Here is a 20,053-nt window from a genome sequence, read left to right as displayed (position 1 = left end):
GCTGGATATCTGCGCTTTCGGGCCTCGGAAGCCGCAGATATCCAGCACTCAACGGTTTCAGGTGGGTCAGAGACCGCCCGCTACCGCCGCGGCGGCCGCCAGCCAGGCCCGCCGGGTCTCCGGGCGCAGCGCGCCGTAGCGGAGGTGGCCGTCGACCATCGCCGGGTCGAACGGGATGGTCACCACCTCGCGGGCCAGCGACCGGTAGCCGTCGGCGACCTTCTCCAGCTCGCTCGCGGGCTCCTTCTGGTCGGCCTGGCTCACGACGACTACCGCCTGCTGTGCCAGGTACGCCGACCGGCCGTCGCGGGTCGACAGCGCCTCCAGCAGCAGCGCCCCGGCCTCCGCGTGGTCGTCCCGCGTGGTCGTGGCGACCACGAGCTGGTCGGTCAGGTCGATCATCCGCTGCCACATGGGGTCGGACTCGTCGTTGCCGGAGTCGATGAGGATCATCCGGTAGTACTTGGAGAGCACGGAGTGGATGGCGTCCACGTCCTGCGGCTCGATCCGCTGCTCGTTCGCCATGGCTATCGGCTTGGACCGCAGCACGTCGAACCGGTCGCGCGTCTGGTGGTGCACGTACCGCGCGAGGTCAGCGGCCTGCGCTGACGGTCCGAGCAGGCGGTCCGTCTGCGGCAGCAGGTCCAGCAGCGTGGACTCGTGCGGGCCCTGCTCTGTGCGCCAGCCGAGCGTCCCGCGCGTCTGGTTGTTGTCCCACGTGACCACGCCCGCGCCGCCGAACTGCGCGAAGACGGCAGCGAGGAGCACGGTCGACGGCGTCTTGCCCGCCCCGCCCTTGCCGTTCACCATCGAGATCGTGCGCGGCCCCGGCCAGTGCTGGCTGACGGCGCGCTCGTCGGCCCGCTCGGCCCGCTCCGCCTCGTTCGGCCCGACCCGGATGCCGATCCGGGTCAGCATCCCGCGGAACCCGCGCGTCGCGGGCTCCTCGTCCTGCTGGTGGGTGAGGAACGACTCGCGTGCCTCGCGCCGCGAACGCGGAGTCTCCCCGTCGGTCACCGGTATCGGGTCCGACGGGGGTGCGGACAGCCCACCGCCGCTGCTCCTCGCGCCCGGCACCGCGTGGACCGGTCCGGACGGGGGGCTCGCCGGCCGGCCCGGCATGCTGCCCGGCACAGTGTTCGGAAGACTGCCCGGCATCGTGTTCGGCATGCTGCCCTGGATGGTGCTCGGCGGGCTGGTCGCCGCGCCACCCCTGGTGTCGTCCGTCGCCCGCACCCGGTCCGCGACCGGGAGCTCGCTGCCCGCCCCGGAGCTCACGTCGCTCGGCGCGTAGGCCGACGCGGAGCCGGGCGCCGCGGCCTCAGTGGCCTCGGGGGTCCGCGGGAGACGACGCACCGTGTCCTCCGGGTCGGCCTCGACCGCCGTGCCGAACGAGTCCTGGTCCGCGCCACCGGCCGCGTCAGCCGGCTCGCCTCGCGGCAGATCAACTGCCTGTGCGTCCTCGAACTGTGCGTCCTCGAACACCGGCCCGGGTCCCGCCGTCGGACCGGGCATCGCCCCGGGCTCCATAACCGGCGTCTCGCCGGGTGCCTCACCGGCCGGGGCGGTGGCCGGCGGCGCCTGCGGCGTCGGGGCCGACGGCGGCGTGGGTTCGTCCTCCTCCGGCACCACCGTCCCGTCCGGGTGGACGATCAGGTTCCAGAGCCCCTCTGGCCCCGTCGCGGACGCCCGCACCGGCCGGCCGACCTTCGCGGCGTTCTCCGTGACCCTGCGCAGCACCTCCACGCGCGCCTCTTCCAGACTGCCCGTGGTGATGGGGTGGAAGGTCCCGTCGATCGTCACCTCACCGGAACCGTCTTCCCGGACTATCGCGTCGATCCGGGGCCAGCGGGGCACGGTGTCAGAGCTCATACGTTTCCTCCGAAGTTCCTGGGCAGGCGGCATTGCGTGGATCGCCCCCGAAGCAAGGGTCGGACATGTTCGTCCGCCTGGCCACCCCAACGGGGCAATCACCCCACCTGGTAAGTTCTCGCGCAATCAGGTGCCGACTGCACGTGTCGAGACCGGGACCACAACCGAGGAGCCTTCGCGTGTCCGACGAGCCCACCCGCCGTATTCCTCCGGTGGACGACCCCACGCAGATCCAGCGGCCGCCCGCTCGCCCGGATACGCAGCCGGGCGCCCCGTCATCGTATGCCGCCACACAGTGGATGGACGCGGTCCAGGACGGGCAGGCAGGGCGCGGCGGACAGGCCGGATACGACGACCGGACCCAGGTCATGCCGCCGTCGGGCGTGCCGCAGCAGGGCGCGAACCAGGGCCGGGACTACCGGGCCGCTACCCCGCCGCCCGCGCGGCCGTACCGGCCGTACGAGACCGTGCAGCCCACGCAGGCGCAGGCGGCCGCCTTCCCTGGCGAGCCGGGCTACGGCCAGCCGACGCAGGCGTACGGCCAGCCGCCGGTCCAGCAGCCGGTCCAGCCGACGCAGGCGTACGGCCAGCCGCCGGGCTACGGCCAGGCGGGCCAGCAGCCGGGCTACGGTCAGCCGCAGCCGTTCGACCAGGCCTACAGCCCGCGGGCACCGCAGCAGACGCCGCCGATGCCGCCGGTCCCCCGCCACGAGCGAGAGCGGCGCGACGACTCCCCCGGCGGTTCCGCGGCGGGCGCCGTCCTGGCCTGGATCCCGCGGATCCTGCTCGCGCTGAGCGTCTACCAGCTCGTCCGGCTGATCCCCGGGTTCGACGTCATGCCGGACGTCTCGCAGTTCCCGCTGTTCCGCGGTATCGGCGACGGCGTGCTCGGCCTGCTCAACCTCAACCCGGAGTGGTCCGACCAGGCCGCCAACATGACGATCCCGGCGCTCGGCATCGCGCTCGCCGGTCTGCTCAACTCGATCCGTTCGCTGGGCACGTCGCTCGCGATCTGGCCCTACGGGCTCGCGGTCGTCGCCTGGATAGTGGTCTTCGCCGTCGGCGGCATCGTCGGCTACGCGCAGGAGGCGACGGAGAACATCCAGCAGGACGTCCAGAACTCCGTCGACGAGACGGTAGAGAACGCGAAGAAGGACGCCCAGGACTCCGTCGAGCAGCAGATCGAGCAGGGCGTGGACGACGCCAAGCAGAACGCGACCGACCAGCTCGAGGACGCCCTGCCCGGCGGGAACGGCTGACAGGTCACGGCTCGGGCTCTTTACTGAGCGGCGTGGCGGGACGCTGATAGATTTCCTCTGGTCCAGCCGGTTGTGCCGGCGTGCTGCTGAGGAGTCATTGCTTGTCCGACGAGACCATCCGCACGACGGCCGCACGCCCCGCCGGTCAGCCGGCTCGGGGTGGCGACCAGACCGCTGCCGTCCCTCCGCCGCCCGCACCGACACGGATCCTGACGCAGCCCGCCGCACCGCCGCTGACGGCGCCACCGCCGACCGCCGCGACCCGGGTCGTGCAGCCCTCGGGTGCCAGCCAGCCGAACGGGTCGCACGGGGCGGGGTACCCGGGCGCCGCACCCGCCACCGGTCAGCGGATCCCGGCCACCGGTGAGGTCCTCGGCCCGTTCCAGCTGGTCGGCTCGCTCGGCCACGGCGGGTTCGCGCACGTCTACCGCGCTGTCGGGCAGGGCGGCGAGGTCGCCCTCAAGGTGCTCACCAACTCCGAGTTCGGCGCGCTGGACCGGTTCGTCGGCGAGGCCGCGCTGCTGGAGCGGCTGGCCGGGCGCGGTTTCCCACGGCTCGTCACCGCCGACCTGCAGTCGCCCACGCCGTGGTTCGCCATGGAGCTCGTGCCCGGCCCGACCCTGTCCCAGCGGGTGTCCGCCGAGGGGCCGATGCCGACGCGCGACGTGCTGCGCGTGGCCGACGACGTCCTCGACGCGCTCGCGGTGCTCCAGGAGGAGCACTTCCTGCACCGGGACGTGAAGCCGGCCAACATCATCGCCGCGCCCGACCGGTACGTGCTCATCGACCTCGGCATCGCCAAGGGCCACGGCACCAGCACGTCGACGCACGCCGCCGGCACCATCTCGTACATGGCGCCCGAGCTGTTCGTGCGCAAGCCGCACGCCCGCTCCGACGTGTACAGCCTGGGCCTGCTGCTGATCTTCCTCGCCACGGGCCAGCTGCCCAACGACCTCAACTTCGTGGGCCGCGACCTGACGGCGGCCGACGTCGGACCGGTCGACCGGCGCCTGCTGCCGCTCGTCCTGGCCATGACCCGGCACCAGCCCGAGGACCGCCCGCCGCTGCACAACCTCATCGGCACCGTGGCCCAGCTCGCCAACGACAGCGCGGCGCTCGACCCCGCGCTGCTCGCCGCGGCGGGCGCCACCACCATCGAGCGCGGCCTCGTCACCGAGGTGCTCACGGGGAGCGGTGCCCCCTCGGCCGCCGTCCCGCCGACCAGTGTGCTCGCGAGCAACCCGGTGCAGCAGGGTGAGCCCATCACCAACCTGGTCTACGACCAGCAGCTCATGGGCCGCCTGCACCAGGTGCACGGCGACGGGTTCGACGGTGCTGCGGAGGAGGTCATCTCGACCTACCTGGCCGCCGTCGGACCGCAGCGGGCCGGCGGGCGCGCGCCCGTCGAGATCAAGGACTACCTGTGGGCCGCCATGCGCTGGGCGCCGGCCTTCACACCCGAGGGATACCAGGACACGTTCGACGGCTGGATCGCGTACCGGCAGCGCCACGGCCTGCCGCTCCCCGGCAGCCCGACGGCGGCTCCCCCGCTCCGGCGACAGTCCGGCCGGCCGCCCCAGCGCACGGCGCCGGTACCGGTGTCGAACCAGCAGGCCACGCAGGTGGCGCCCGCGTTCCGCCCGGTTCCGGCGTCCGACACCCGCCTCGCACCCGCGCCGGCACAGGCGCCCGCCCAGCGGCCCGCCGCCCCGGCCCGCACCCAGCCGAACCTCCCGCCGCAGTCCCCCGCCCGGCCCCCGGCCCAGCCGGCCGGGCCGCCGCCGCGGCGCGACGACCGGGGCGCCCAGGACGCCCAGGACCGCAGGGACCGCGATGCGAAGCAGCGGGACTCCGGCGGTGGCCTGGGCGTGCTGGCGGCCCTGCTCGGCTGGATCCCGCGCGTGCTGCTCGCCCTCGCGCTCTACCAGCTGGTGCGGCTCGTCCCCGGCTTCGACGTGATGCCCAGCGCGGCAGGGCTGCCGCTGTTCACGGCGCTCGGCGGCATCACGGTGTCGGCGCTGAACCTCGACCCCGTGTGGCTGCCGCGCATGGCGGAGCTGTCGATCCCGCTGCTCGGCATCGTCACCTCCGCCGTCGTGAACCTCCTCCGGGCGGTCCGGACGCGCCGCGGTGGTCGGACGTGGCCGTTCTGGCTCGTCGTCGTGCTGTGGGTGATCGTGATCGCCGTGCAGGGCGTCGTCGGCTACGCGCAGCAGGTCACGCAGAACGCGCGCGACTCGTTCGAGCAGCAGCGGGAGCAGATCCAGGACGACCTCGAGCAGGGCGTCCAGGACACCACCCAGGACGTGCGCGACTCGGTGTGGGAGTCGATAGAGAACGCCCTGCCCTGGAGCTGAGCAGCTCCCCGAAAGGACGCGGCATAAATCAGGTGCGAGCCGCCGCGCGGTCGTGACATGCTCGGCGCACGGTCACCAAGCCTGCACTTCGAGGCGGCTTGATGACCGGCCAGCACAGGTAACAGGACCCCCGTCCGATGCGCTCGGGGACAGGCACTCGCAGAGTGCGGACAGGAAGGAGGCAGTCATGGACGACGTCGTTCGCGCGGCTGCCTTCGCGGCAGCAGACGCCACTGTCACCAGGAGCACCCGGGGCTGATCCGGTAGTGCTCCAGCATCAAGGAGCACTGTCTTGCCCCGTTTTCCCGAAGCACCGAAGTCCCTCCTGGTCCACGCCGCGAACAGGAGCAACAACCAGGCCAGCACCCGGCCGACCGCTGACGAGCTGCGCGCCACCCGGCGCGCTCAGGTCGGTCGCGAGGAGCTGGAGGGCCCGCACCCGAGCACCCTCGGGGCGGACTTGTCCGACGCCGGTCTCGCACATGCCGATGCCACCCGGGATCCGAGCCGGCATCTCGACCAGCCCGGACCCGGACAGCGCTGGTCCACCTGGCGATCCGTCGCCAAGGGACAGCGCGGACCCGAGCCCCTGCCCGACTGGCTGGTCACCCGGGACGCCGCGTTCGACACCGAGCTCGGCATCCTCAAGACCGGCAAGGAGGCGGACGCCTTCCTGATCGAACGCGCGGTCCCGCCGGGGGCGACCACGCCGTCCGACGGTGGGCCTTTCGAGGGCGCCGAACGCTGCCTCCTGGTGGCCAAGCGGTACCGCAGCCTGGAGCACGGGCAGTTCCACCGCGGTACGGAGTACACCGAGGGGCGCCGGACGCGCCGCACCCGCGACCAGCGCGCCATGGAGGACCGGAAGTCCGCGTGGGGCCGCGCGGTCTCGGCCACCCAGTGGGCCGACGCCGAGTTCGTCGCCCTGCGCAGCCTCTGGTCGGCCGGTGCGCCGGTGCCCTACCCGGTTCAGATCGACGGCACCGAGGTACTCATGGAGTTCGTGGGCACCGAGGTGACCGACGACGCCGGCGGCGTCCAGGCGGTCGCCGCGCCACGGCTGACCAGGGAGCGCCCGTCGGACGACCTGCTCGAGTCGTACTGGGAGCAGCTGACGCACGGCATGTCCGTGCTGGCCAGGCTCGGTTTCGCGCACGGCGACCTGTCGCCGTACAACATCCTGGCCGACGGCGAGCGGCTGGTCATCATCGACCTGCCGCAGGTCGTGGACCTGGTGGCCAACCCGTTCGCGAGCGACGTGCTGCTGCGGGACTGCCGCACGGTGTGCGCCTGGTTCACGGCCCGGGGCCTGGACGTCGACGCGGACGCGCTGTTCGCCGACCTGCTGGGCCAGGCCCTCTGACCCCGCACGTGTCAGACGTACAGATCACTCCGGTGACCTGTACGTCTGACACGTCAGCTCGCTGGGGTGACCGGGCCGCAGGTCCAGGACGAGAACACCAGGTCGGTCTGCACCCGGCCCACCTCACCGCGAGCCGTGAGGTCGAGGACCACGCGCTGCAGCTCGTCGGTGTCGACGCAGGCCACATGGATCAGGAAGTCGTCGGGCCCGGAGACGTGGTGCACGGCCCGGGTCTGCGGGAGCCGCCGGATCCACTCGACGAACGGCCCCAGCAAGGGCCGGGAGTGGGTGGTGAGCCGCACCATCAGCATGGCCTGCAGCCCGCGCCCGACGGCGGCCGGGTCGATCTCGGCGCGGTAGCCGCGGATCACCCCGGCGTTCTGCAGCCGCTGGGTGCGGGCCAGGCACGTCGACGGCGCGACGCCCACACGCTGCGCGAGCGTCTTGTTCGAGAGTCGACCGTCCTTCTGCAGCTCGTCCAGCAGCGCACGATCTACCGAATCCAGGATCACGTTCTGGCCCATAGGCCGAATTTCTAGCATGCCTGACCGGTATGTGTGGTCCCGGGTGCCGATAGTCCTCCATGACCACGCACGCGGAGACCCCGCTCGCAGGGAGCACCCACTCCTGGAACACGCGCGCCGTCCACGCCGGCAAGGACGACCTGGCCGCCCTGGGCCTGCACGCCCCGCCGATCGACCTGTCCACCACCTACCCGTCGTACGACGTCGTCGGCGAGGCCGAGCGCCTGGACGAGTTCGCCGCGGGGCACGACGACGGGGGCCCGCCCGTGTACGGCCGCGTCGCCAACCCGACGGTGCGCCGCTTCGAGAACGCGCTCGCCGAGCTCGAGGGCGCGGAGGCCGCCGTCGCGTTCGCGAGCGGGATGGCCGCGCTGTCGGCCTGCCTGCTGGCCCAGGTCGCCGAGGGCAAGCCCGAGGTGGTCGGCGTCCGGCCCATGTACGGCACCACTGATCACCTGCTCGAGTCCGGCCTGCTGGGCAACTCGGTGCGGTGGGTGACGCCGGACGAGGCGGCGTCGGCCATCACCGACACGACGGGGCTGGTGGTCGTCGAGAGCCCGGCCAACCCGACCCTCACCGAGGTGGACCTGCGCGCGCTGGCCGACGCCTGCGGCGCCGCGCCGCTCCTCGTGGACAACACGTTCGCCACGCCGGTGCTGCAGCGGCCGCTGACACACGGCGCGAGCCTGGTCCTGCACAGCGCGACGAAGTACCTGGGCGGGCACGGCGACGTGATGGGCGGCGTCATCGCCTGCTCCGCGGAGTTCGCACGGTCGCTGCGGCAGGTCCGCTTCATGACCGGCGGCGTACTGCACCCGATGGCGGGCTACGAGCTCCTGCGTGGGCTGGCGACCCTCCCGGTGCGGGTACGTGCGGCGTCGGCCACTGCGGCGGAGCTGGCGCGCCGGCTGGCGGAGCACCCTCGGGTGACACGGGTGCACTACCCGCGCGTGGGCGGGGCGATGGTCTCGTTCGAGACGTCCGTCGACCCGGTGGCGCTGGTCTCCGCCGTCCGGCTGATCACGCCGGCCGTGAGCCTCGGCAGCGTCGACAGCCTGATCCAGCACCCCGCCTCGCTGACGCACCGGATCATGGACGAGGTTGCCCGCAAGGACGCGGGCATCTCCCCCGACCTGGTCCGCCTGTCGGTAGGCCTGGAGGACGTGGACGACCTCTGGCAAGACCTGCTGACGGCCCTCACCCACGCGGCACGTTGAGTGCTGGGTATTTGCCCTCTTGGCCGCGATGAGGGGGCAAATAGCCAGCACTCAACGGGGAGTCGGCCTACCGTGAGGGGATGACCAGTACCCCGTACGACCAGGACGACCTGGTCACGTTCTTCGTCGACTACGGTGTGGCGCTCGGCTCGGGCGACCTGGAGACCGTGACCGAGAGCCTCGCCTACCCGTCGGTGGTGGTGGAGGCCGGACGCTCCCTCGTCGTACCCGATGCCGAGGCGGCACGGGACGCCCTCGGCGGCATGCTCGCCGCCTATCGGGAGCAGGGGCTCGTCGCCGCGGTCCCGGAGGTGCGCGCGGTGGAGCAGGTCGGCGACGCCCTGCTCTGGGTCGACGTGCGCTGGAGCTACAAGGACGAGAACGCGGCGGAGGAGACGGCGGAGCGGGTGCGGTACCTCCTCCGCCGGGGCCGGGACACGTTCGAGCTGTGCGTGGTCGTGCCGGTCGAGGAGTAGCGCCCGCCGGGTGCGCGCCGATCGGCTGAGGCGGGTGGTAGTCAGCCCGGCGTTGCAGCGAGCTGGCGTCCGACCGGCGCGGGACCCACGGCGATCTGGGCCATGTTCGGAACCTGCTCCGCCTTACCGACACTCGTGGACCCAGGCGCTTGGCACACTTTTTATGCATGGCCCCGGACCCTGACAGGTTTCCTCGTTTCCGGCGCAGGCTCGTGGGCTAACATAAGTAGCCACTTATAGAAGGAGGGATCATGCCCACCGTGATCGACCCCGCCACCACAGCCGGCCTCGTGATCCGCGAGGTCCGCGACAGCAGCCGGGACGGCGTGCCGACGAAGGTCGCCGTCGCCCGCCGCACCTACGCCGCCGAGCGCGACGACCTCTGGGACGCCCTCACGTCCGCCGACCGCCTCCCCCGCTGGTTCCTCCCGGTCAGCGGCGACCTCACCGTCGGCGGCCGCTACCAGCTGGAGGGGAACGCCGGCGGTACCGTCGAGCGCTGCGCCGCGCCGGAGAGCTTTGCGGTCACCTGGGAGTTCGGCGACACCGTCTCCTGGCTCACCGTCCACCTGACCCCGGCCGACGGCGGTACCACCCTCGAGCTCGTGCACGAGGCCGCGGTCGACCCCGACCTCTGGAAGCAGTACGGCCCGGGCGCCACCGGCGTCGGCTGGGACCTCAGCCTCATGGGGCTCGGCCTGCACCTCGCCAGCGGGGAGAGCCTTCATCCCGCCGAGGTCGAGGCGTGGTCGCCCTCGCCCGAGGGAACCGAGTTCGCGCGGCTCGCCAACACCGGCTGGGTCGACGCCGCCATCGCCGCCGGGGACGACGCCGACCAGGCCCGCGCCGCCGGCGAGCGCACGCTGGCGTTCTACACCATGCCGCCGGAGTCCTGAGTGCCGTCGGCGCGTCGCGCGCCGGTCCCTGACGGGAACGCGGCGGCAGCCGACGACGTACCGGGTGGCGACGCCCTCGACTCCGCACGCGCGGGCGTGTTCGAGGCGCTCGGCGACCCGGTGCGACGTCGGCTGCTGGAGCTCCTGATTCCCGGCGAGCAGCCGGCCGGCGCGCTGGTCACCGCGCTGCAAGCCCGGGTCCGCATCACCCAGCCGGCGGTCTCGCAGCACCTCAGGGTGCTGCGCGAGGCGGGCCTGGTCCAGGTGCGCGCTGAGGGCACGCGCCGCCTCTACGCCGTGGACGACACCGGGACGGCCGCGGCCCGCGCATGGCTCGCCCGGTTCGAGGACACGTTCGCCCAGCCGCTCGACGCCCTGGCGACGGAGCTGGTCCGCGGCCGCCGGGAACGCCGTCGCGCAGCGCCTGAGGACCGGACCGCTCGGGACGAGGCGGCCGGCTGACGCCCGAACCGACGTGTTCGGCAAAAGGTCAGGAGATCGGCAATCCGAGTTGCCGATCTCCTGACGTACTACCGATCGTCCGGCACGGTGTTCCGCGCCCCGCCGCGGGTCAGTAGCGCTTCGGGAGCTTCAGGTGGCGCTCCGCCATGATCGTGCGCAGCAGGTCGGGGCGGTCGGTGATGATGCCGTCGACGCCGATGTCCATCAGCGACTCGATGGTGGCGCGGTCGTCGATGGTCCACGGGATGACGTCCATACCGGCGTCGTGGGCGGCGTCGACGAGCTCTGGCGTGGTGAAGGGGACGTAGCCGGGGTCCGTCACGGTCCCGCCCTGGGGGTCACCGTGCACGGGCGAGACGGCGTCGGCCCCGAACGAGGCGGCAGCCGCGACGAACTTCTCCTGGATCGAACCCTGGAAGTCGTCGATGTCAATGCCGCCGAGCCACGGCGACGCACCCGGCGCGCCGACCTGGAGGAACTGCTGGCCGTTGGTCAGCGCCACGAGCGGGAACCGGGGCTCGACCTCGCTCATCCGCATCAGCGAGCCCCAGTCGAAGCTCTGGATCGTGACCTGGTCCACGAGGTGCGCCTTGCGGACCTCGCGCGCGACGACCTGGATGAACTGCTCGCGCGGCGCCGTCTGCTCGGGGGCGCCGGCCTCGACCTTGGTCTCGATGTTGAGCGTGACCTGGTGGGCGCGGTGGCGGTTGACCAGCCGCAGCACCTCGGACAGCAGCGGCATGCGCTCGCCCGGGTGCAGCTCCTGCCCGGGGAACTGGGGCTGCCGGAGCGAACCGCAGTCCAGGGTCCGGACCTGCGCGAGCGTGAGGTCCTTGATGTACGTCTTGTTGGGGACGTAGGGGAACTCGGGGTCGCCGGGGAACGCGGGCTCCGTGTCGACGCACTTGGCCGGGCTCGGGTCGCGGTCGTGCGTGACGACGGCGTACCCGTCCTGCGTGATCTGCACGTCGAGCTCGAGCGTGCTGACCCCGAGCGCGAGCGCGTTGTCGAAGGCCGGGAGCGTGTTCTCGACGGTGAGCGCGATGCCGCCCCGGTGGGCCTGGAGATCGAAGCTGCGGGGATGACCACCGGAGCGGGCGGACGCCGGCGCGGCGCCCAGGGCGAGGGTGCCCACGAGCATTACGGCCAGAGCTGTGGTGATGCGGCGTTGCCGGGTAGTTCTCATGGCTCGATCCTGATCATGCGCCGTGGCCGAGGTGTGACCCCACGCCGTCACCGGGGCGACTCCCGCGTGAACGCGCGGCGACACGGGGCGACACGGGGCGGACGACAGCGCCGAGCACCACGAACCCGCACTTGGGAGTACCGTTCTCGCGTGGCTCATCTGGACTGGGAGATCAAGGCAAGCCTGCTGATGTACGTGATGGGGGCGCCCGGCGGCCGCATAGTGCAGGACGACGCCGTCGGCGGCAGCGGCGCCTCGTTCCACTTCCCGCTGGACCCGGAACGCAGCCCCGACCCGACTGCCGACGCCGGCCTGTTCGCGTTCACGGGGTCCGTTGTCTTCATCGGGCACTTCGGCTCGTTCGTCGGCGAGGTCGCGGACATCGAGGTCACCGCCCCCGCCGACGGCGGCCCCGACTGGACCATGTCCATCCGGGACCGCGACGCGGACGTGCGCACGGACGCGTTCCGCCTCGCGGGAGCTCCCGAGCGGTCCGACGACGGCACGCGGCTCACCTGGCAGCAGGTAGAGCTGACCGACGACGGCGCGAAGCTCTGGGGCGGCAGCTACCCGCCGGCCACCCCCTTCGAGCCTGTGACGATCGACCTCACCTGACCTCGTCCAGTCGCGAGACGAGGGCGGACGGGAGCTCCAGGGCGACGCCCTCGACCGCCGCGTCCAGCTGGTGCACCTTGCTGCCGCCCAGCATCGGCCGGATGCCGCGCGCCACGAGCCAGGCGAGGACCACCTGACCGCGTGACGCCCCGACCTCGGCCGCTACCTCGTCGAGCACCGCGAGGCGCTGCGTGCTGCCCGGGTGGTCGAAGATCTCGGGGATCGGCTTCGCCGGGTTGTCGTACGCCCCGGACAGCAGCGGCGTGTAAGCCCACACGTCCAGGCCTTCGACGGCGGCCAGGTCGGTCAGCTCGTCGCCCAGCCAGCCGAACCGGTGGTTGCCCGTGAGCGTCCCGGGGCGGGGCTGGAGGTAGCTGTAGGCGTGCTGCAGCACGCTGAACGGCTCGACCCCCTGCGCGACGGCGTGCTGCCGGGCCCGCTCGACCCGCCACGCCGGGTGGTTGGAGAGGCCGATGCGGGCCGCTACGCCGTCCGACACGAGGGCCGCGCAGGCGTCGGCGGTCTCCTCGACCGGGACCGAGCGGTCCTCCATGTGCCCCCAGGCGAGGTCCACGTGATCGGTGCCGAGGCGGCGCAGGCTGCCGGTGATCTGCTCGCGGATCGCGGCGGCGGAGAGGCCGGTGCGGGAGGCGGGCCAGTCGGAGGCGTCGCGCGGCTCGGCCCCGAACTTGGTGGAGAGCAGGATGCGGTCGCGGACGCCGGGACGAGCAGCGAACCATCGTCCGAGCAGCTCCTCGCTCTGCCCGCCGTAGCCGGACTCGCTCGCCCAGAAGGCGTAGCAGTCGGCCGTGTCGATCCACCGGCCGCCGGCGTCGACGAACCGGTCCAGGACGGCGAACGACGTCGCCTCGTCGACCGCGGTGCCGAACATCATGGCGCCGAGCACGAGGCGTTCGGCGGGCGGGGTGCCGTGGGTGGTGGCGGGTGCCGTGCTGCTCTGCAGTGATGTGGTCATGGCATGAGTGAAAATCCTGGAGCGCGCTCCAGGTCAAGGGCAAGATCTGAACATGACCACCTATTCGCCCGCGCAGGCCGCCGAGGTCTCGGGTTTCAGCATCGACACGCTGCGGTACTACGAGCGCGAGGGCATCCTGCGCCCGATCGCGCGCACGTCGGGCGGGCACCGCGCCTACACCGACGGCGACCTCGGCTGGCTCGACCTGGTCCACTGCCTGCGCGACACGGGTATGCCGATCGCCGACCTCAAGCAGTACGCGGAGCTGGCGCTGGACGAGGCGACGCTGGCGGCGCGGGTGGCGCTGCTCGAGGACCACGACCGGCGGGTGCAGGAGTCGATAGCTGCCTTGCGCGGCCAGCAGGAGAAGCTGCGGGAGAAGATCGCGTGGTACCGGTCGCAGGGGGTGTGAGGTAGCGCCTACGGCGTGTTTCAGAAGCCCTCAGGCTCCTGGAACACCGCCCTTCTCGGGCGTCCGGATTTCAGGCCGCTGGTGCGGTCTGAGGGTTGGTTCCTACGTCGTCCAGTCCCTTACCGCCACGACGTCGGACGTCGTGGTGGGTGGGGGTGTTCTGTCGGTAGGCGTTGGTGACGGGGCCGGCTGCTTGACGGTCCCCGACCCGGGCAGTGCCACGCCCGCCACCATCCGCGGCGTTACCTGCCCGCGGGGTGGGGTGTGGTTCTCGGCCCAGGCGGCGAGATTGACGGCGGCATTCAGATCCCGGTCCATGACATGCCCACACGACCGGCACTCGAAGGTGCGGTTCTTGAGCGTCAGGTCCTTGCGCAGGGTCCCGCAGGTCGAGCAGGTCGAGCAGGTCTTGGAGGACGGGAACCACCTGTCCGCGACCAGGACTTGCCCGCCGCGCCAGGCTTGCTTGTAGGTGACCTGCCGTGCGAGCTCACCCCACGCCGCGTCACTGATCGCGCGGGAGAGTTTGCGGTTGGATCGCATGCCGGTGATGTTCAGGTCTTCCAGGACCAGCCGGGCGTGGTTCTTGACCAGCTGGTTGGACACCTGATGCAGCACATGACGACGACGGTCACGGATCCGGGCATGCTGCCGTCCCAGACGCACGACAGCCTTCTTGCGGTTCTTCGATCCCTTCTTCTTCCGGGTCACGGCTTTGGACAGGCGGCGCAGGCGCGGCAGCCCGTGCCGAAACGCTCGTGGGTTGTTGACCCGTAAGATCTCGGTGCCGTCGGACGAACCAGCCACGGCCAGGGCGTGCAGGCCGCGATCCACACCCACCCAACCGCTCTCACCGCGGGGATCGCCGTGCTCTGAGTTCTCCGTTGTTCCGTCCGGCCGCGTGGCCAGGTCGGCTCCCTGGGGTGTGTGGCGCCTGGCCGGGTGCAGCTCGGCGGCCTCGACCGTGATCGAGATCCACCACCGGTTCGCACCTCGGGACACGGTCACGTGCAGGATCCGGGCCCGGCCGGTGGTGATCATCCGGCGCAGTCGCCGGGTGTCCTCCAGCACGCGCAGGACGCCGATCTTCGGCAACGTCACCGACCGGACGCGTTCCCCGTCACCGACCCGGATGCTCGACCGCCCCTTGCTGACCTTGTTCCGAATCCGGAACGACCCGCCTGTGGCGCTCTTCTTCTTGAACCGCGGGAACCTGACCTTCGGCCCCTTCCGGGAACCGGTACGCGAGTCTGCCCACGCTTTCAGGGCACGGCCTAGGTCGACAGCGGCTTCCTCGAACACCTGCGCCAGCACCTGGCCACGCCAGACCAGACCCGTCACCTCAACCAGGGCCCGGCCTACGGCGTCGACCAGGAACCGGCGCCCGGCGGCCTCGGACCGCTTCCAGTCGTTGAACGCGTTGATCAGATCAAACCCCGTCCACGGCACCTGGACGCCCCGGTCACCGTCGTCCACGAACTGCTCACCGGAAGGCCCGGTTCCTATGCCGGAAGTGCGCTTGCGGTGCGCGGCCTCGTACGCGTTCTTGTGCAGGCGCAGGGCCTGGTTGAACGCGAACCTCGCCGCCCCGACGTGCTGGGACAGCACGCGTTCCTGCTCGACCGACGGGTCGAGACGGAACCGGAACGACGTGTGCCTGGGCATGAAAACCATGCTGCCAGGCACCATCCCATCAATCGAACGCGCGTACGATTGTGCCGATAGAATCTCCCCGAGCATCCATCCGCTCGCGACGACGACTTCCGAAACACGCCCTAGTCCTCCACCGGGATGAAGGTGAACGTCACCTTGCCCCCGACCGTTCCCGGCCTGCCTTCGATCGCGTCGACACGGAGCGTCCCGGCACCGGCCAGGTCGAGCGAGCCACCGCGGGCCACCACCACTACCTCGTCCTGGCGCGGCGAGCGCACCATCAGCTGCACCTTCGCCTCCTCACCGCGTACGCCCACGCGCATGATGCCCACCTTGACGTCGGCGAAGAGCGGCTGCGCCCCTTGCGAGGCCGTGATCTTGCGGTTCATGTCGCTCCCCTCACTTGGTGGACGGCGTGGTGTACAGGGTGTCGAAGTTCTCTTCCCACTGCTGCTGGGTCAGCCACATGTCGCCCACCTTGTTGGAGCCGTCGCTCTGGTTGTGGTCGCCCGGGCCCCACGGGTTGATGACGTGGACCTCCAGCTCGCCGTTCGCGTTCTCCCGCACCTCGTCGACGACGTAGGCGTGGTTGGGCACGACCCGATTGTCGTCCATCTCGCCGTCCCACCAGAGGAAGGAGCCGTCGTCCTCGGTGCCCCCTGCTACCGGGCCGTTCTTGAGCGCCTCCCGGACGTCCTCGAGGCTGCCCTCGCCGGAGCTGTTCGACTCCTTGCCCGTGATCGCCTCGAACGCCTTGTCCGAGTACCCGCCGTCCAGGTCCTCGTACTCCCCGCCCCAGTACTCGGCGGCCGCCTTCTCGTAGATCGACGCCCAGCTCGGGTTGCCCTTCGGGTCCATGACGCCGCCGCTGGCGACCTCGGGCTCGACGGTGATCTCGACCGGCTCGCCGTCCTTGTACATGGTGACCGTCCAGGTACCGTCCGGGTTCTTGACCATGTGCTCGCGGAAGAACTCGGGGTCGTTCTGGGCGATGGAGCCCATCGCGGCGAGCAGCCAGCAGTCGCCGAGCCCTTGCTGGTTGAGCTGGTCGGGGTCGATCGCGTTGTCGTCCATGGGGATGTTGGTGGCCGGCTTGTAGGTGCCGTGGTCCCCCAGCTCGGGGTTGCCCGGCCGGTCCTCGCCGGAGTAGTCGCCGCCGCCGCCGGAGCTGCTGCCCGGCAGGCCGGGGCCGCCGACCGCACCACCGCCATCCAGGTTCTGGCTGGTCCGCTCCTGGTCGTCCGCGTTGCGGCGCAGGACATCGCCCACGCGCGCCAGATCCGTCTCCACGGCGGTCAGGCCCGGGGCGTGCTGGCCGGACCACTCGCCGCGGAACATCTCGCCGCTCGGTCCCCACCAGTCGGCGGCGTCGACGCCGGACTCCACGAGGCGTCGCGCCGCGCTGAGCTGCGCCGCGGCCTCGTCGAAGACCTGCCCGAGCTGACGAAGCGCCTCGATGTCCGCGCCGTACATGTTGCCGCTCACGCCGCATCCCCCTCGATGTGCCCAGGCTCGGGTGAGCAGCACGATATCGGATGCGTCCGGCACGCACGATGGAGAGAAGTCCCCGTCGTGCGTGCCGCGCGAACCACTCCACGGATGTGCCGGCCCTGGTAACGTCCCGGGCCTGAGAGCCTGGACCTGTCCAGGCCCGGCGGCCGGTGACCACGACCAAGGAGCAGCTGCGGTCCATGTTCCAAGCACTCCAGCTACGCCAGGTGCGACGGATCGGCGCGGCGCTGCTCGCCGTCGGCATGCTGACGTCCTGCTCGACGAGCTCGGACGACGAGCCGGCCGAACCGCCGCCCGGGCTCGATTCCGCGATGGCGGACTACACGGCCGCATACGCCGACGTCGTCGAGGCACTCGAGCAGTCCGTCCCGGAGGTGGAGTGGACCGCCAAGGATCGCTTCCCGGCCGTCACCGAGCAACCCGACGGCCGGTGCCAGCTCTTCCTCGCCGAGAGCCTGGGCGAGGGCGACCTGTACGAGCCCAGCGACGGTCTCGCCGACCTGGCCGCCGCACTCGACCCGGTCCTGGACGAGCACGGCTTCGGCCCGCTGTCCGAGGCGATCTATCCGGAGAACGGCGGCGACGTGTACGTGACCGCCACGGACCCGGCCGGCTGGGAGCTCGAGGTCACCGCCTACCCGCCGACCGTCGGGATCTCGGGTCCGGTCGCGACCCGCACGTGCGACGAGAGCATCCTCGAAGGGTCATGACGCCGGGACGGCCCCGGCAAAGCCTCAACCTCAGGTCGAGGTCGAGGTTCAACTATCGGTTGAAGGTTCGCTGATACGGCCTCGTACAGCCCTCGCACGGTAGAGGGTCCGGCGTCGGCCACCGCCGACAGGAATTTCCGTCGGCGACAGGCTGGGACTTTTCTGGGACCGGCGCGAAGGCGCTGGTAGGTTGCCCGCATGACGTCACCAGCGCCAGGCGTCGGCGAGGTCGCGCCAGCGGCCGTCGGCCCCGGTCCGGTCCCGTTGCCCGATCCTGAGCTCCCAGCCGCAGCCGCACCGACTTCCGTCCTGGACCCCGAGCCGGCTCCGGCCCCAACGACCGACCAGGCCTCCGCAGCGGAGCCTCCGCCGGCCCCGCCGGCCGACCCGGACCCGGTCCTCGGCGAAGCCCCGGCACCCGACCCGGCTTCCGACCCGGCACCGGCACCCGACCCGGCTTCCGACGAACCCCAGCCGCCTGCCCCGCCGTCCGACTTCGTGCCGGTCCTCGCACCTGAGCCCGCACCCGACGTCGCACCGGTCCGGCGCGCCCCGCTCGCCGGAGCGCTCCCCGTGCGCCCCGTCCGGCGCATCCCCGCGAGCGGCGAGCGCATGGGCCGGTTCACGCTCGCCGAGGCGCTCGGCCACGGCGGCTTCGCGCACGTGTACCGCGCGGTGGCCGACGACGACTCCGAGGTGGCCCTCAAGGTCCTCACCGGCCTGCACGACGACGCCAGGGAGCGCTTCGCGCAGGAGGCGCAGCTCCTGGAACGCCTGGACGGCAGGGGTTTCCCGCGCTTCGTGGAGTCCGGTCTGGACGCTGACCAGCCCTGGTTCGCGATGGAGCTCGTACCCGGCACCACGCTGCGGGACCGGGTGCGCGAGGAGGGCCCGCTGTCCGGAAGCGAGGCGCTGGGCCTGGCCATGCAGCTGGTCGACGCGCTGCTCGTGCTGCAGGAGCAGCGCGCCCTGCACCGTGACCTCAAGCCCGCGAACATCATGGTCGACGGCGACCGCGCGGTGCTCATCGACCTGGGCATCGCCAAGGTGTTCGACGCCGCGACGTCGACCCAGCCGGCCGGAACCGTCTCCTACATGGCGCCGGAGCTGTTCGGGCGCCGGGTGCACCCGCGGTCGGACGTGTACAGCCTCGGCCTGCTGCTCCTGTACGCGAGCACGGGCACGCTGCCGCTGGACCTGAACTTCCTGGGTCGCGACCTGGTGGCCACCGACCTCGTGGACGAGGAGCCTTCCGGCGTCGTCCCCGACGAGGAGCCCCTGCCCGCACCACCGGTCATCGACAGGCACGTGCGGTCGCTGGTGCTCGCCATGACGCGGTACCAGCCGGACCACCGGCCGCCGCTCGAGAACATCGCGGGTGTGGTGCGTGCTCGCCTCGCGAGCGCGACGCCCGACCCGACGCTGATGCTCACCTCGCAGGTCCTCAGCGCCGGCGTGACGGCGGCCGAGGTGGCCGCCCTCCCGGCGACCGACGTGCTGACCGGGCGCGGCCACACCAAGCTGTTCCAGCCGGGCCGCGCACTGTCCGACGCCGCCACGCCCTCCTCGCGCGTCACGGAGCCCTGGCACGCCCTCGTGTACGACCGCGCACTCATGAGCGTCCTGACGGAGGTGCACGCGGACGGGTTCGACGGCGCAGCGGAGCAGGTCGTCGCCGACCACGTCGCGGAGATCGGCGCGCACGTCGCCGAAGGCCGCACCCCCGCCGAGATCAAGGACTGGATCTGGCAGGCGATGCGCTGGCGGAGCGCGACTCCGCCCGACGGCCACGCGGACACGCTCCGCGGCTGGCGCGCGTTCCGCAGCCCCGAACCCGTCCGGGAGGCCGAGCCGGCCGCCGCCGGCAGACAGGGGTCCGCTCCCCCGGCCGTCCTGCCCGGGTCGGCCGCGCCCCTGTCGGCCGCGGCGACCCAGGTCGTGCGCAAGCTGGCCGCGCCGCCGCAGTCGTACGAGCCGCGCAAGAGCCCCGTCAAGCATCTCGGCCCGGCCCCGAAGCCACCGGTGGTGAAGCAGGTCGCGCACGCGACGCGCCCGATGCCCGTCACCCAGCCGCCGGCCGCCCGGCAGCAGCCCGCGGCGCGTCCGCCGAGCATGCAGCCAGGCGTCCGGCCGGCCGTGCAGCAGGGCGCCCGTCCGGGTGTCCAGCCAACTGTCCAGCAGGGTGTCCGGCCCGGTGCGCAGCAGAGGGTGCAGCCGGCCGGCCAGCAGGCCGCGAAGCAGAGGCCTCCGGCTCAGGTCGCCGCGCCGTCGCGCAAGAAGAGGCCGTGGCCGCTGCGCCTGCTCGGCGCCCTGCTGCGCTGGGTCCCGCGGTTGCTGCTCCTGGGAGCCGTGTACCTGCTGGTCACCCGGGACCCGCAGGCGGGCGACCCGTTCCTGGCCGCGCCGGCGTTCGCGATCGCCGCGCTCGGCCTGGCCGCTCTGCTGCGCATCCTCGGGCAGCCGATGCGGATCTGGTTCTACGTGGTCTCCGTGCTGCTCGTGGGCGTGGGTTCGGCGGTGCTGTGGGCGATCAGCTCCAACCTGCTGTACCTGGGGATCTGAC

The 20,053-nt window shown here is 72.0% G+C and carries 18 protein-coding genes; 11 read left to right on the top strand and 7 right to left on the bottom strand.

Annotated elements, in window-relative coordinates; genetic code table 11:
- Nucleotides 1-66: 66 nt before the first annotated feature.
- Entirely contained in the window at nt 67-1,872 is a 1,806-nt protein-coding gene (locus tag AB0F70_RS11550) for a chromosome partitioning protein ParA (RefSeq protein ID WP_357447889.1), read from the bottom strand.
- 179 nt (nt 1,873-2,051) lie between these two features.
- Between AB0F70_RS11550 and AB0F70_RS11545 the strand changes: the two genes are divergently transcribed.
- The 3 genes from AB0F70_RS11545 to AB0F70_RS11535 all read left to right on the top strand — a co-directional run bounded on the left by AB0F70_RS11545 (nt 2,052) and on the right by AB0F70_RS11535 (nt 6,851).
- Nucleotides 2,052-3,131, top strand: coding sequence for a hypothetical protein (locus tag AB0F70_RS11545; protein ID WP_357447886.1), 1,080 nt, complete (start codon nt 2,052-2,054; stop codon nt 3,129-3,131).
- Between the two features lie 101 nt (nt 3,132-3,232).
- Entirely contained in the window at nt 3,233-5,488 is a 2,256-nt protein-coding gene (locus AB0F70_RS11540; protein ID WP_357447883.1) for a serine/threonine-protein kinase, read from the top strand.
- Nucleotides 5,489-5,780: 292 nt separating this feature from the next.
- On the top strand, nt 5,781-6,851 hold the full coding sequence (locus AB0F70_RS11535) for an RIO1 family regulatory kinase/ATPase (RefSeq protein WP_357447879.1): 1,071 nt from the start codon (nt 5,781-5,783) through the stop codon (nt 6,849-6,851).
- Nucleotides 6,852-6,904: 53 nt separating this feature from the next.
- Here the strand turns inward: AB0F70_RS11535 and AB0F70_RS11530 are convergent, their stop codons facing one another.
- Complete coding sequence (locus tag AB0F70_RS11530; RefSeq protein ID WP_357447876.1) at nt 6,905-7,375, bottom strand: Lrp/AsnC family transcriptional regulator; 471 nt, start codon at nt 7,373-7,375, stop codon at nt 6,905-6,907.
- A gap of 59 nt (nt 7,376-7,434) precedes the next feature.
- On the opposite strand from AB0F70_RS11530, the gene AB0F70_RS11525 reads away from it, so the two are divergent.
- The 4 genes from AB0F70_RS11525 to AB0F70_RS11510 all read left to right on the top strand — a co-directional run bounded on the left by AB0F70_RS11525 (nt 7,435) and on the right by AB0F70_RS11510 (nt 10,426).
- Nucleotides 7,435-8,592, top strand: coding sequence for an aminotransferase class I/II-fold pyridoxal phosphate-dependent enzyme (locus tag AB0F70_RS11525; protein ID WP_357447873.1), 1,158 nt, complete (start codon nt 7,435-7,437; stop codon nt 8,590-8,592).
- 80 nt (nt 8,593-8,672) lie between these two features.
- Nucleotides 8,673-9,068 (top strand): hypothetical protein, encoded by a 396-nt coding sequence (locus tag AB0F70_RS11520; protein ID WP_357447870.1) that lies wholly within the window; start codon nt 8,673-8,675, stop codon nt 9,066-9,068.
- Nucleotides 9,069-9,319: 251 nt separating this feature from the next.
- Nucleotides 9,320-9,964 (top strand): SRPBCC family protein, encoded by a 645-nt coding sequence (locus tag AB0F70_RS11515; protein WP_357447867.1) that lies wholly within the window; start codon nt 9,320-9,322, stop codon nt 9,962-9,964.
- Nucleotides 9,965-10,426 carry a metalloregulator ArsR/SmtB family transcription factor gene (locus AB0F70_RS11510; protein ID WP_357447864.1) on the top strand — a complete coding sequence of 154 codons (462 nt, stop codon included), beginning with the start codon at nt 9,965-9,967 and terminating at the stop codon, nt 10,424-10,426.
- Between the two features lie 109 nt (nt 10,427-10,535).
- On the opposite strand, the gene AB0F70_RS11505 is transcribed toward AB0F70_RS11510, so the two are convergent.
- Complete coding sequence (locus AB0F70_RS11505; RefSeq protein ID WP_357447861.1) at nt 10,536-11,612, bottom strand: glycerophosphodiester phosphodiesterase family protein; 1,077 nt, start codon at nt 11,610-11,612, stop codon at nt 10,536-10,538.
- 150 nt (nt 11,613-11,762) lie between these two features.
- Here AB0F70_RS11505 and AB0F70_RS11500 point away from each other — a divergent pair, with 150 nt between their 5' ends.
- Nucleotides 11,763-12,227 carry an HtaA domain-containing protein gene (locus AB0F70_RS11500; RefSeq protein WP_357447859.1) on the top strand — a complete coding sequence of 155 codons (465 nt, stop codon included), beginning with the start codon at nt 11,763-11,765 and terminating at the stop codon, nt 12,225-12,227.
- On the opposite strand, the gene AB0F70_RS11495 is transcribed toward AB0F70_RS11500, so the two are convergent.
- Complete coding sequence (locus AB0F70_RS11495; protein WP_357447856.1) at nt 12,220-13,203, bottom strand: aldo/keto reductase; 984 nt, start codon at nt 13,201-13,203, stop codon at nt 12,220-12,222. The two genes, AB0F70_RS11500 and AB0F70_RS11495, sit on opposite strands and share 8 nt — an antisense overlap.
- Nucleotides 13,204-13,255: 52 nt before the next feature.
- Between AB0F70_RS11495 and AB0F70_RS11490 the strand changes: the two genes are divergently transcribed.
- Nucleotides 13,256-13,615, top strand: a complete 360-nt coding sequence (locus AB0F70_RS11490) for a MerR family transcriptional regulator (RefSeq protein WP_357447853.1) — start codon at nt 13,256-13,258, stop codon at nt 13,613-13,615.
- Nucleotides 13,616-13,717: 102 nt separating this feature from the next.
- On the opposite strand, the gene AB0F70_RS11485 is transcribed toward AB0F70_RS11490, so the two are convergent.
- From AB0F70_RS11485 to AB0F70_RS11475, 3 genes are all read right to left on the bottom strand, one after another.
- Nucleotides 13,718-15,280: an RNA-guided endonuclease TnpB family protein gene (locus AB0F70_RS11485; protein ID WP_357447851.1), complete on the bottom strand. Its 1,563-nt coding sequence runs from the start codon at nt 15,278-15,280 to the stop codon at nt 13,718-13,720.
- A gap of 110 nt (nt 15,281-15,390) precedes the next feature.
- Nucleotides 15,391-15,657, bottom strand: coding sequence for a hypothetical protein (locus tag AB0F70_RS11480; RefSeq protein WP_357447848.1), 267 nt, complete (start codon nt 15,655-15,657; stop codon nt 15,391-15,393).
- A gap of 10 nt (nt 15,658-15,667) precedes the next feature.
- Nucleotides 15,668-16,753, bottom strand: a complete 1,086-nt coding sequence (locus AB0F70_RS11475; RefSeq protein WP_357447845.1) for a C2 family cysteine protease — start codon at nt 16,751-16,753, stop codon at nt 15,668-15,670.
- Between the two features lie 206 nt (nt 16,754-16,959).
- On the opposite strand from AB0F70_RS11475, the gene AB0F70_RS11470 reads away from it, so the two are divergent.
- Entirely contained in the window at nt 16,960-17,490 is a 531-nt protein-coding gene (locus AB0F70_RS11470; RefSeq protein WP_357447842.1) for a hypothetical protein, read from the top strand.
- A gap of 198 nt (nt 17,491-17,688) precedes the next feature.
- Nucleotides 17,689-20,052, top strand: a complete 2,364-nt coding sequence (locus AB0F70_RS11465) for a protein kinase (protein WP_357447839.1) — start codon at nt 17,689-17,691, stop codon at nt 20,050-20,052.
- The last annotated feature ends 1 nt before the right edge of the window (nt 20,053 follow it).

Origin of the sequence: Promicromonospora sp. NPDC023805 (assembly GCF_040639635.1) — a bacterium.
Lineage (GTDB): Bacteria > Actinomycetota > Actinomycetes > Actinomycetales > Cellulomonadaceae > Promicromonospora.
Note: the sequence above shows the minus strand (reverse complement) of the source record. Positions and strands in the feature narration are given on the sequence as shown.

Excerpts from the sequence above, each read along its gene's own strand:
- AB0F70_RS11520 (WP_357447870.1), top strand. The coding sequence starts at position 8,673 with ATGACCAGTACCCCGTACGACCAGGACGACCTGGTCACGTTCTTCGTC.
- AB0F70_RS11465 (WP_357447839.1), top strand. The coding sequence starts at position 17,689 with ATGACGTCACCAGCGCCAGGCGTCGGCGAGGTCGCGCCAGCGGCCGTC.
- AB0F70_RS11485 (WP_357447851.1), bottom strand. The coding sequence starts at position 15,280 with ATGCCCAGGCACACGTCGTTCCGGTTCCGTCTCGACCCGTCGGTCGAG.
- AB0F70_RS11505 (WP_357447861.1), bottom strand. The coding sequence starts at position 11,612 with ATGAGAACTACCCGGCAACGCCGCATCACCACAGCTCTGGCCGTAATG.
- AB0F70_RS11515 (WP_357447867.1), top strand. The coding sequence starts at position 9,320 with ATGCCCACCGTGATCGACCCCGCCACCACAGCCGGCCTCGTGATCCGC.
- AB0F70_RS11550 (WP_357447889.1), bottom strand. The coding sequence starts at position 1,872 with ATGAGCTCTGACACCGTGCCCCGCTGGCCCCGGATCGACGCGATAGTC.
- AB0F70_RS11530 (WP_357447876.1), bottom strand. The coding sequence starts at position 7,375 with ATGGGCCAGAACGTGATCCTGGATTCGGTAGATCGTGCGCTGCTGGAC.
- AB0F70_RS11490 (WP_357447853.1), top strand. The coding sequence starts at position 13,256 with ATGACCACCTATTCGCCCGCGCAGGCCGCCGAGGTCTCGGGTTTCAGC.
- AB0F70_RS11470 (WP_357447842.1), top strand. The coding sequence starts at position 16,960 with ATGTTCCAAGCACTCCAGCTACGCCAGGTGCGACGGATCGGCGCGGCG.
- AB0F70_RS11495 (WP_357447856.1), bottom strand. The coding sequence starts at position 13,203 with ATGACCACATCACTGCAGAGCAGCACGGCACCCGCCACCACCCACGGC.
- AB0F70_RS11480 (WP_357447848.1), bottom strand. The coding sequence starts at position 15,657 with ATGAACCGCAAGATCACGGCCTCGCAAGGGGCGCAGCCGCTCTTCGCC.
- AB0F70_RS11525 (WP_357447873.1), top strand. The coding sequence starts at position 7,435 with ATGACCACGCACGCGGAGACCCCGCTCGCAGGGAGCACCCACTCCTGG.